The organism is Flavobacterium jumunjinense, assembly GCF_021650975.2.
Taxonomy (GTDB): Bacteria; Bacteroidota; Bacteroidia; order Flavobacteriales; family Flavobacteriaceae; genus Flavobacterium; species Flavobacterium jumunjinense.
Window position 1 is genome coordinate 1685657 of record NZ_CP091285.1, and the last position, 12842, is coordinate 1698498.

The 12842-nt window shown below is 30.2% G+C and carries 8 protein-coding genes; 5 read left to right on the forward strand and 3 right to left on the reverse strand.

What is annotated here, in order from left to right; translation table 11 throughout:
* Window positions 1-60: 60 nt before the first annotated feature.
* The 3 genes from L2Z92_RS07545 to L2Z92_RS07555 all read right to left on the reverse strand — a co-directional run bounded on the left by L2Z92_RS07545 (window position 61) and on the right by L2Z92_RS07555 (window position 4454).
* Window positions 61-1449, reverse strand: coding sequence for a PQQ-dependent sugar dehydrogenase (locus tag L2Z92_RS07545; RefSeq protein ID WP_236458213.1), 1389 nt, complete (start codon window positions 1447-1449; stop codon window positions 61-63).
* 105 nt (window positions 1450-1554) lie between these two features.
* Window positions 1555-3174 (reverse strand): DUF4139 domain-containing protein, encoded by a 1620-nt coding sequence (locus L2Z92_RS07550; protein WP_236458214.1) that lies wholly within the window; start codon window positions 3172-3174, stop codon window positions 1555-1557.
* A 104-nt stretch (window positions 3175-3278) separates the two neighbouring features.
* Window positions 3279-4454, reverse strand: coding sequence for a vWA domain-containing protein (locus tag L2Z92_RS07555; RefSeq protein ID WP_236458215.1), 1176 nt, complete (start codon window positions 4452-4454; stop codon window positions 3279-3281).
* Window positions 4455-4636: 182 nt separating this feature from the next.
* Here L2Z92_RS07555 and L2Z92_RS07560 point away from each other — a divergent pair, with 182 nt between their 5' ends.
* The 5 genes from L2Z92_RS07560 (at window position 4637) to L2Z92_RS07580 (ending at window position 12768) form a co-directional block, all read left to right on the forward strand.
* Window positions 4637-6481, forward strand: a complete 1845-nt coding sequence (locus L2Z92_RS07560; RefSeq protein ID WP_236458216.1) for a tetratricopeptide repeat-containing sensor histidine kinase — start codon at window positions 4637-4639, stop codon at window positions 6479-6481.
* A 5-nt stretch (window positions 6482-6486) separates the two neighbouring features.
* Window positions 6487-7227: a LytR/AlgR family response regulator transcription factor gene (locus tag L2Z92_RS07565; RefSeq protein ID WP_264554490.1), complete on the forward strand. Its 741-nt coding sequence runs from the start codon at window positions 6487-6489 to the stop codon at window positions 7225-7227.
* 61 nt (window positions 7228-7288) lie between these two features.
* Window positions 7289-8032 (forward strand): hypothetical protein, encoded by a 744-nt coding sequence (locus tag L2Z92_RS07570; protein ID WP_236458218.1) that lies wholly within the window; start codon window positions 7289-7291, stop codon window positions 8030-8032.
* A 19-nt stretch (window positions 8033-8051) separates the two neighbouring features.
* Window positions 8052-11867, forward strand: a complete 3816-nt coding sequence (locus L2Z92_RS07575; RefSeq protein WP_236458219.1) for a T9SS type B sorting domain-containing protein — start codon at window positions 8052-8054, stop codon at window positions 11865-11867.
* 157 nt (window positions 11868-12024) lie between these two features.
* The gene (locus tag L2Z92_RS07580; RefSeq protein ID WP_236458220.1) at window positions 12025-12768 is read left to right on the forward strand and encodes a hypothetical protein; all 744 of its coding nucleotides are present in this window, start codon (window positions 12025-12027) and stop codon (window positions 12766-12768) included.
* The last annotated feature ends 74 nt before the right edge of the window (window positions 12769-12842 follow it).

A 12842-nucleotide genomic window follows, 5' to 3' on the forward strand; every position in this document is an offset into this window, starting at 1 on the left:
ATAAATAAAAAGGTCGTTCAGTGAAAATTGAACGACCTTTTGTTGTTTCTTAAATTTTGTTTATTGAATTACAAGTTTCGAATTATAACGTTTGTTGTTGTTATCCAAAAGAGTAACTGTGTAAATTCCTTTTGAAAGGGAAGAAGTATGTATTGTTTTATTTTCTGAAATGTCTTTTGTTAAAACTAATTTTCCAGTAACATCAAATAATTGAATTTCTCTAATTAAAACTGTAGTAGAATTAGAAATAGTAAAACTACTTGAAGTAGGATTTGGATAAAGTGAGAAACCGTTACTCTCAAAATCAGGACTATTTAAAGACGTATCGATAATTTTATAAATTGTTCCGTTGGCAGAAGCCGCAATGTATAATTCTCCGCTTATATCTTCTCCAAAAGTGGTATAATATGCATTTCCAGAAAAATTAGAGGTATATGTTGTGCTTCCATTTGTAACGTCTACATAACCAATTCTATTTACACAATAATCAGCAAAAAAATACTTGTTTTGAAAATTAGGATACGTTGTACCCGTATATACATAGCCACCAGTAACAGAACAATTTCCTCCGCTATGATCATATTCTGCAAAAGGCATTGTTAAACTGCTCATTGGCACACAACCAGAAGTATTATAGGTTGAATTCCCTTCATAACATCTCCAACCAAAGTTTAAACCAGGAGTTAAAGGAGCTACAGTTTTATTAATTTCTTCAATACTATTTTGTCCAACATCTGCAATCCATAAATCACCATTGTTTTTATTAAATGTGAATTTCCAAGGATTACGTAAACCAATAGCCCAAATTTCTTCTTTTCCTGTTTGTCCAACATAAGGGTTTGTTGCAGGTATTGAATAGTATGGCGTTGTAGCAACATTTACATCAATTCGAAGCATTTTACCTAGAAAAACTCGAGTTGGGTTTCCGCTATCTATAGTTAGGTTTTGAGAATAACCTTGTGGGTCTCCACCGCTTCCGCCATCTCCCATACCTATATACAAAAACCCGTCAGTACCAAATTTAAGACACCCACCATTATGGTTGCTATAAGGTTGGTTAATCGTCATTAGTACCACTCCAGTTGAAGTAGCAACATCAGGATTGGAACTCACAATATATCGAGCAATTACAGTATTGTTGCTAGAATTAGTGTAGTTAATAAAAAAGTAACCATTTGTTGCAAAATCAGGATGAAAAGCAAGACCTAGCAATCCTCTTTCTCCTCCAGCATTTGTAAGAGTAGAAACATCTAAAAACGGAGTTGCATTAACGCTTCCATTTGTGTTTAAAATTTTAATAAGACCTCCTTTTTCGGCTACAAATAAGCGAGAATCTCCTGCGTGAGCAATTTCTACAGGTTCTGTAAATCCAGAAGCAAAAGACTGTAAGTCTATGGTTTGTGAAAAAGAAAAAAGACTCGTAAAGAGTACTACTACGATAGTTTTCATGGTAAAAATGTTTTTTGTTTGTTCGTTAAAAATACTTCTTTTTTTATAAAGCATAAATAATCAAAATAAAAAGAGCCTTGTTTCTGAAGACAAGGCTCTGTAGTATTATAGATTTTCGATTGTTTTATCTTTCGGATATTTCACTTTGTAGCTAATCCTGAATTTTTTCGTTTCATTGGGTTTTAAATCAATTTTCCAAGTTAAAACACCTGTCTCTTCATTAGCACTTGCCTTGTCTTTGTCTAAAAGTTCAATGGTGATGTCTTTATCTGTACTAATTGGATATTGATCTTTTAATATCATATTAATACTTTCTTTTTTATTGTTTCTTACGATAAGATCATAAGTAAATACTTGTTCTTTATAGGAAGATAAAAATTTAGTACCGGATTTATCAACTACTTTTTCTCGTTTAATAGAAATCTTCTTGTCTCTACCCATGCTTAAGTTTAAGGTGTCTGCTGTAGCATTAGCATTAATGAATGTTTTTCCTACATAGGTGCCTTCAAAAATGATGTTTGCTTCTCCTGGTAATAGATTAAATTTTGAATAATCGTTTATTTCAGCTAATAAGAATGCTTCTTTTTCCATTTTTGGCACAGCATAATATTTGTATGAAGCAGGTAATTTAATTTCTTTTAAAACAACACTATGCGCTTTACCATTAGAGGAAATGTCGTAAGCAATGTCAATGTCAAAAGTAACATTTAATTGATTTTCTGAAATAGTGGTGTAGTCGGATATTGATGCTACTTCTTTTGCTAATTTATCTTTTTCTTTTATGTCATAGACAGCAGATTTTGATTGAATATAGTTTAAGGCTAAATCTCCTCTATTATAATATCCATGATTAAGACTTCCAAAACGCAAGAACCATGCTCTTAAAATTGGAGTCACATTGCTTTGGTTAGGATTGCCACTAGACAATGTTAGTTTTATTTTTTTCCAATCAATTCCTGTGTTTTGTGTCACTTGTCCTTTGTATAACATGTCAATTGGGCTACTAATATTTTCAGCTCTTAAATCATAGAACGGTTGCCAAGAAGCACCTTGTGTTAGGTAATTAATGTCTAAATCTATATTTCCAGCTAATTCATTCATTACTTGAAGAATCAATTTTCCTTTGGAAGTTTTTTCTTCATTTTTAGTATTAATCTCTAATCGAGCTTTAAGTTTTTCTAATTTTTCCGTTAATAGGTTTTGCTTTTCTGTATAGGTGTTTACTAAGTTGCTTAGCTCTGTTCTTTTTGTGTTATAATAATCAACAAGTTTCATTAATTCGGCAACACTTAAACTTGCGTTTCCACCAGAAATTTGTTGATTTTTGTCTAATAATTCAATAGTTTTTGAATAGGATGTGCGTTGATTGTATGTTCTATTAATTTCTTTGTTAACAAAATCAATACTATCTCTCACTTTTTTAATGGTTGGATTGCTTTCGTCTATTTCATATTCTGAAATGTAATTTTTGGTAAATTGAACTGATAATACTGTAATGTTTTTTGGTGCATTAATTTGAACCGTACTTTCGTTTACATAATCGGCAACGTTTTTAATAATGATTTCACTTGTTCCTTTTGGAAGGTTAACCGATGTGGATTGAAATAATTCAGCACTATTAACATAGACCGTGGCAGCATTTACTTTTGCAGTGGTGAAAATAGGTTTTTGTGCAAAAAGTGAAGCACTTATGAATAGTGTGAATCCTACTATTATTTTTTTCATGATGAGCAATTTTATGTATAGTGTATAAGTTTTGTATAAGTTTGATTGTAAAGCTGTCAACTTTAGTTGACGGCTTTACAATCAAAGATAAATAGAAGTAGTAATTATTTTTCTACGGTGTACCCTTTATTTTTTCCTAATGCAACAATTGAGGATGCAATTGCGTTTCCTAAATCGTCTTGTGTTTTTTGTTTTTTCATTTCGTTGTCAATATATTCCTGACGCTTTTTTGCTAAAACACTTATTTCTTTCTGAATTTTTTCTCTTTCAGCCGATTTTTGAGCAACATAAACTTTAATTTCTGCTTTATTTTTATCTTTTAATTCCGAAGGTAATTCTTCTTTTGCAATGTCGTCTAACGCTTCTTCGTTTTCACTTATTTTATCTACTAAATCCCAACTGTCATTTTTATACACTTGTTTTGATTTGCTTACAGAACGTTCTACATAATTGGCTTTAGAAACACTTTCTGCATTAGCATCTTGCGTTGCTTGATTCATTTTCTTTTCGGCTCCTTTTCTACCATAACTAATATAGGTAGTGTTTATTCTTTCATTACATTTTGTAATTTGATCATCATAAGGCGTGTTGATATATTGTACACGTTGATTAGAATCAATATTGAAATATTTTCCATTTCCAGTAATAGCACCATCTTGCCAAAACGTACGAATGCCTTCTTCGTTATTACCACAAAAAATAGTGTTCACATAGATGTCATTATTTAGAGCGTTTTTTACAGCATCTTTATAATTAATACTACCTTGATTGAAAGGTTCGTTTCCTGCAATATAAACCAATTTCATATTTTTGTTTCCGTCTTTCCATTTTAATTGGGTAACAGCATCTTGAATAACAGCTCCACAATATTCTTCACCGCCATTCGTTTTAAGTGAGAAAAGTTTTTCGGAAATTAAATCCAAATCAGTTGACAGCGGTGAAATTTGTCTAATGTAATTTGATTCAGATGATAAACCTGAATTTCCATATTCATATAAGCTTATTTCAATTTCAGGAGTTTTGCCTTTATATTTCAAGGTTGTTAATGTATTCACGATATTCCATAAACGCGATTTTGCTTGTTCAATTAATCCATTCATACTACCCGATGTGTCTAAAAGAATAGCTACCTGAATTTTGTTTTCTGCAGTTGGTTTTTCTGTCAATGTTGTAACTGCTGTTTCTGGATTAGTTATCGTTTCTGCCTTTGAATTATTGCAGCTTCCAAATGTTAATGTAGTTGCTAATAATGTACTGATGTAAAAAAGTTTCGTTTTCATAATTTATGTTTTTAATGTTATTGTGAAATTTTTCATGTTTTTGTTTATTACTTACTTCAAAAGTAGCTCGATATTTCACCCCTTTTTTGTAGACTTGGTGAAACGAGCCTTTCACTTGGTGAACTTGTTTAAAAATGAATTTTAAAAAAAGTATCTTTACAGTATATAATTAAAGAGTAGAAATGCGAAAAAATAAAATCCTATATATCACCTTTTTAATGCTTCTTCTGGCTTTGTCTGTAAGGGGGCAAGATTCTATTAAAAAGAAAACGACTAAAGCAGTTTTTTCTAATTCTATAAGGAAATTAGAACAATCTATAGATGCAAACGATGCTTATAAAACAGCAAAAAATTATGAAGAATTAGCATTAGTATATCAAAAAAAAGGCGATTTTGCCAAAGCAGAAGCGTTTTACAAAAAGGCAGAACAAGGTTTTGTGAAATTGAATAAAGTTGAAGATAAAATTAGAGTAACACGTTCAATTGCTCAAGTACAAGAAAAACAAAATAAAACTATTCCTGCAATTCAAAGTTATGATAAGGCTGGACGAATTGCTGATGATGATCTTTCTCAACGATTAAATTATAATGATGCCAATCGCTTGCGAAATCAAAGTAATCCAAAAGCACAATCGGATTATATAAATTCAAATATTCAACTCTTAGAAGAAAAATCGAATGATAAATTAGCTAAAGAATATAAGAATAAAGAAGTAAAAGAAGAAGTTGCAAAAGCGTATGTTCAAAGAGCAGAAATTAATTTATCAAATGCAGAAGCTCAAGAAGCCATTGAAAGTTATGAAACAGCTTTAGACTATGTAAAAGATGATAAAGTTGAAACGATTAAGATTAAGAATAAAATTGCAGATGTTTATAAAGAAGACAATCAATTAGACAAAGCCTTAACTGTTAATTTGAATCTTCTGGAAGAAGCAAATAAGAATAATGATTTTGAAACGGAAATAAAGCAACTACAACAAGTAGCAGATATTTATTTTCAATCTAACCAACCAGAAGCAGCGATTATTTCTTTAAAGAAAGCTTATGCTTTAGCTAGTGAAAAAGGAGTTTCTAAAGAAGTGAAAACAAGTTTAAAATTACTTTTAGAACATTATAAATCGAGCGGAAATGATAAAGAAAGTATATTATTATATGATGATTTTTTAACTAATTTCGATAAAATAATTGCCGCGGATAGTTCGTTAATTGATGAGAAAGTATTTCAAATTTCTGAGAAGAAAATTCTACAATTAGAAAAAGAAAAGGCACTAAAGGATGAATTAATAACTAAGAAAAACAGGTTTAATTATTTCTTAATTGGTTCATTAGTCTTGCTTTTCATCTTCCTTGTGTTAATTGTAAAAGCATTATATTCCATAAAAACAAAAAACAAGAAAATAGCATTACAATCTTTACGAAGAGAAATGAATCCACATTTCATTTTTAATAGTTTGAATAGTGTGAACCAATTTATTTCCGAAAACAAAGAATTAGAGGCAAATAAATATTTAACGTCTTATTCTAATTTAATGCGTAACATGATGGAAAATTCGAATAAAGATTTCATTAGTTTAAGTAATGAAATGGAACAATTAAAGAAATATTTGGACTTAGAACACCTGCGTTTTCAAGATAAGTTTAATTATGAAATCATTTTAGATGAAGCAATAGATAGTGAAGCTGTTTTTATTCCGAATATGATTTTACAACCTCATTTAGAGAATGCTATTTGGCATGGATTGCGTTATAAAGAAGAGAAAGGGAGTTTGGTTTTAAAGTTCGAATTGCAGCATAAAAAAATTCAAATTACAATTGATGATAACGGTATTGGTTTAACGCAAAGTAAAGCTTTGAAAACCGTCAATCAGAAAGTGCATCAATCAAGAGGTACAACGAATACATTAGAAAGAATAAAGTTATTGAACGATTTGTATAAAATGAATATTACATTTTCTATAGCTGAGAAAGAAAAACCACAAACAGGAACTATTGTAGAAATTACTATTCCTTTATTAGATAAGATATGACAGGATTGCATAAAATTAAAAGTGTCATTGTAGAAGATGAAACCGCAGCAAGAGAAGTGTTGAAAAATTACCTTAGAAAATATTGCCCACAAGTTGAGGTAATAGGAGAAGCTGCAAATATTAAAGAAGCCGTTCCTTTATTGCACGAAGTAACTCCACAATTGGTCTTTTTAGATGTCGAAATGCCTTTTGGGAATGCTTTCGATGTATTAGAAGCCTGTAAAGGGTTACAATTTGAAACCATTTTTGTAACTGCTTTTTCAGAATATTCTTTGAAAGCCCTAAATCAAAGTGCGGCCTATTATTTATTGAAACCGATTAGCATCGAAGAGTTGATTGTTGCAGTAAATAAAGTGCAACAGCAATTAGCGAATCATGATTTATTAGACAGAAACAAAATAATTGTAGAAAATTTCAGAGAAACAAAACCGGAGAAGCAGCAAGTTATTCTGCCTACATTAGAAGGTTTTGAAGTGGTACTAATGAAAGATATTGTACGACTGAAAGGGAATGGAAACTTCACCGACATCTTCTTGGTTGATGGAACTAAGAAAATGGTGTGTAGATTTTTAAAACATTTTTCAGAAATTCTACCTTTTCCTTTTATGCGCGTGCATAAATCACATATTATTAACGTAAATTTTGTAAAAGCATACAACAAAGGTGGATTTATTACACTTCAAGATGCTACTGAAATTGAAGTTTCAAGTACCTATAAAGAAGATTTTCTGAATAAGTTTAAGTGATAAAAATTTTATACTTACTTAGTCAAGAGCTACTTTTTTTGTCAATATTCAAAAATAAATTATGAAAACGATTTTATATTTAGTTTTATTTGTATTCTTATTCTCATGTAAATCAAATGAGGAAACTTTAATTTTTAAGTTAAAGAATAATGAATTGCAGTATAGTGTTAATCCAGATTCTTTGAGTTTTTATAAAAGAGAATACGATACTATTGCGAATGATAAAGATTTATCAACAAATATTGTAAGAATGGAAATTATTAACACTACGAAAAATAAATATTTGTTTTTTGTTAATGACCTAGATCTTTATGAAAATTCGTGTATAAATATAAATATTTATGAAGATGGAAAAATTATAGAACAGATGAATCCTTTTATACAAAGAGCTACCATTCCTAAAGATTTTGTAGCTCTTGATAATTATGTTTCTTACGAGTTCATAAAAAAGAAAAAAAAATGGAATATTTTAAAAAAAATAGGTTTTAAGGAAGTTGATGATAATCCTTATCATAATTATTTTGAACAATCGAAAGTGGTTTACCCTAACGAAAAGACATTATTGTTGTATACTTTAACAATTCCTTATTTAGAAGAAGATAATCTTTCGGGTCTCTATTCTCCAAAATTTTATGGTTTTAAGAATGGAAAGAAGTATGAATTCTCAATTACTTATGAACTTAAAAAGAATATTGAAAATAAACTACCACAAGAAATTATTGATAATTTAAAAGAAAATAATATTAAAATTTTTTACGGAAAAGTTGAGAGTAATAAAATTCCAATAATAAACGTTTTTAAATAAATTATCTGATAGTTTGAAAATGAATAAACTTATTTATTTTGCCATATTTTTATCAACACTCGCTTTTTCTCAGCAAGAAGCGAGTGTTTGGTATTTTGGACAAAATGCAGGGATAAAATTTGAGAGTAATGGTACTATTACTACGCTAACTGATGGGCAATTAAGTACTTTAGAGGGGTGTGCAACACTTGCAGATAGTAATGGGAATTTGTTATTGTATACAGATGGAATTACAGTATGGAATAGATACCATGGTATAATGCCTAACGGTACAGGTTTAATGGGAGATCCGTCTAGTACGCAATCTGCCACTATAGTGCCTATGCCAGGTTCTGTTACTTTATTTTATGTTTTCACTTTAGATGCATTTGCGGGGGGTAATGGTTTTCGTTATTCTATAGTTGATATGACTTTAGATGGTGGCAATGGAGCTGTTATCACTAAGAATGTATTGATTTATACTCCATCTTGTGAGAAGTTATCTATTGTTAAGCATGCAAATGATACCGATTATTGGTTGGTAACTCATGGTTGGAATAATAACAAATTCTACAGCTATTTATTAACAAATAGTGGATTAAGTGCTGCTCCAATTTTAACTTCTATTGGAGTAAATGTATCTGCAATTAATACTGATAATGCTATAGGTTATATGAGAATTTCTCCAAATGGTAGTAAATTAGCTTTAAACCATTATTATGATGGAATACTTCAACTTTTTGATTTTAATACCTCGACAGGGATTCTTTCCAATGCTAATACAATTTATAGTGCTCCTATAGGGAGTTTTTTATATGGTTTAGAGTTTTCACCTAATAGTGAAGTATTGTATTTTACAGAAGAGGTGCCTAGTACTATTGTATATCAATGTGATTTGACAGCTTCTAATATACCTAGCACTGTTCTACCTGTATATTCAGGTTCAAATCCATTAGCTATGGCTTTGCAATTAGGCCCAGATAGTAAAATATATATTGGTCAATTAACTTCCAATAAATTGGGAGTTATTAATAATCCAAATACTTTGAATGCAGGATGTAATTTACAAATGAATTCAATAGACTTAGGTAGTCGATATTGTTTTAGAGGATTACCCCCTTTTATTTCTTCTTTTTTCTTTACTCCAGCCATTCAGTTTGATAACAGTTGCGTTGGGGACAATACCCAGTTTCAATTTAATAGTAGTCAACCTGTTTTGAGTGCCTTGTGGGATTTTGGTGACGGAACTACCTCTACAGATATTTCGCCCATTCATAGTTATGTCATTACTGGAGATTATACAGTTTCGGTACAAGTAACTACCGCATTAGGTAGTGGTAGTAATACAAGGGACATTACCATTTCAGCTGTTCCAACGGCTACACAACCTACCAACTTATTAGCCTGTGATGATAACAACGATGGTTTTTATACTTTCGATTTAACACAAAACACAACAGCCATTTTGAATGGACAATTGCCAACTGAGTTCGGTGTGCGTTATTATGCCAATGCAACTGATTATACTAATAAAACAATAATTACTACACCTACAAGTTATCAAAATCTAGTAGCCTATCAAGCGCAGACGATTGTAGCTGAAGTATATAATCTGGTTAATAATAATTGTAACGCTATAACTACTTTTGATATTCAAGTTTTTGAAACTCCAACTCCATTAACTATTGTTCCTGCGATTAGACAATGTGATGATACTAGTTTTGGTACAAACAATGATAATCGTATTCTGTTTGATTTAATCCAAAATGAAAGTGCTATTTTAAATGGGCAATCGGCTACTGCTTTTACAGTAAATTATTATACAGATGCGAGCTATACAAACCTAATTGTAAATCCAAATAACTTTGTAAACACTAATGCAGTTGAAACTATTTACGTCCAAGTCAGCAATAATTTGAATACCAATTGTATTGGTACCACTTCTTTTGAAATTGAAGTGTATGCCAATCCTGTAATTAATTCGCCAGTTACTTTAAAACAATGTGATGATGACAATGACGGTTTTAGTGCTTTTAACCTCACTGAAGCTGAAAACTTAATCGTTGGGAATACAACAGGATTAACCATTGCCTATTTTGAGTCTTTTGTTGATGCACAAAACAATAACAACCCTATTACTAATGCAACAGCCTATACGAATCAAACGGTAAGTACCGATGTGGTATATGTAAGACTAACAAATGCTACTTCTTGTTATAGTATTTCCCAATTAAACTTAGTAGTTTCCACCACACAAATTTCAAATAGTATTCAAGAAACGTTTACAGTTTGTGATGATATGGCTTCGGGTTCTAATGCAGATGGCATTGCTACTTTTGATTTTAGTAGCGTCAATGCACAAATTTTAGCACAATATCCAAGTGGGCAATTATTAGATATAACGTACTATCCCAATATTGCTGATGCTTTAGCCGAACAAAATGCTATTGTAGACATTTCAAATTATACCAATATTGGCTACCCAAATACTCAGGATATTTATGTTAGAGTTGATAGTCAGCTCAATAATGATTGCTTAGGTTTAGGTCATCATATTACATTGATTGTAGAATCTATTCCAATTGTACAACCACAAAGTTATACGCATTGTGATGATGACCAAGATGGTATTTATACTTTTGATACTGCCAATTTAGAAAGTGATTTATTGAATGGATTAAGTAATGTTGTAGTGACTTATTCTGATGCTTTGGGTAATCCTATACTTATGACGAATCCTTTTGTTACATCTTCACAAGTTTTAACTGCTAGAGTAACAAATACTACTTCAACGGCTTGTTTTTATGAAACTACTATTACTTTCACTGTTGACGATTTACCAGAAGCTTTTGCCATACCAATAAGCTTAACAACAGTTTGTGATGATGAAGTGAACCCAAGTTTACAAGATGGTTTGTATGCTTTTGACACTAGTAGTTTTCAAAGTGCTATTTTAGGCACACAAGCTGGAATGCTAGTTAGCTATTATGATGAAAATGGGATCGCTTTATCAAGTCCATTGCCAAATCCTTTTATAACAAGAACACAAAACGTGACAGTTGAAGTAATTAATCCTATAAATACAACTTGTGCTGCTACAACTACGATTCCTTTTGTAGTGCTTCCTGTTCCAGAAATAGAATTGCAAGGTGATGGTTTAGTGTGTAGTGACAATACTACTTTTACACTTGATATAGATGCTGGATTAATCGATACAACTACTCAGAATGATTATACGTATCAATGGTATTTAAATACTACTCCAATAACGAATGCAAACCATTACATTTTAACAGTAAATACAGAAGGTAATTATACGGTAACAGTAACTAATATGAATAACTGTTCTAGAACCAGAACTATTATCGTTACCGCTTCCGATATTGCAACTATAGATGCTATTCATGTTACTGATTTGTCAGATAATAATTCTATTCTTGTTTTAGTATCTGGAGAAGGTAATTATGAGTACAGTTTAGACAATAACATTTACCAATCCTCTAATGTGTTTGCTAATTTACCAGCTGGGATTTATACCGTTTATGTGAATGATATTTATGGTTGTGGTATTGCTACAAAAGAGATTAGTGTTTTAGGTGTGCCAAAATTTTTCACCCCCAACGGTGATGGTTATAATGATACTTGGAATATTCAAGGTGTAAACGAACAATTGAATGCCAAAACAATTATTTATATTTTTGATCGTTATGGAAAATTATTAAAACAAATAAGTCCTCTTGGGACAGGTTGGGATGGTTTTTTTAATGACAAACCTTTACCTTCTTCAGACTATTGGTATGCAATAACCTTAGAAAATGGTAAAACTGTGAAGGGGCATTTTACTTTGAAGCGATAATTCGTTTATTTGTATGGATTTATTACACTTCAAGATGCTACTGAAATTGAAGTTTCAAGTACCTATAAAGAAGATTTTCTGAATAAGTTTAAGTGATAAAAATTTTATACTTACTTAGTCAAGAGCTACTTTTTTTGTCAATATTCAAAAATAAATTATGAAAACGATTTTATATTTAGTTTTATTTGTATTCTTATTCTCATGTAAATCAAATGAGGAAACTTTAATTTTTAAGTTAAAGAATAATGAATTGCAGTATAGTGTTAATCCAGATTCTTTGAGTTTTTATAAAAGAGAATACGATACTATTGCGAATGATAAAGATTTATCAACAAATATTGTAAGAATGGAAATTATTAACACTACGAAAAATAAATATTTGTTTTTTGTTAATGACCTAGATCTTTATGAAAATTCGTGTATAAATATAAATATTTATGAAGATGGAAAAATTATAGAACAGATGAATCCTTTTATACAAAGAGCTACCATTCCTAAAGATTTTGTAGCTCTTGATAATTATGTTTCTTACGAGTTCATAAAAAAGAAAAAAAAATGGAATATTTTAAAAAAAATAGGTTTTAAGGAAGTTGATGATAATCCTTATCATAATTATTTTGAACAATCGAAAGTGGTTTACCCAAATGAAAAAACATTGTTATTCTATACTTTAACAATTCCTTATTTAGAAGAAGATAATATTTCAGGTCTCTATTCTCCAAAATTTTATGATTTTAAGAAAGGAAAGAAGTATGAATTCTCAATTACTTATGAACTTAAAAAAAATATTGAAAATAAACTGCCGCAAGAAATTATTGATAATTTAAAAGAAAATAATATTAAAATTTTTTATGGAAAAGTTGAGAGTAATAAAATTCCAATAATAAACGTTTTTAAATAAATTATCTGATAGTTTTAAAATGAATGTATTTTAAAAACTCATTTCTCCTTAGGGTAAAGGAATGTTAGATATTT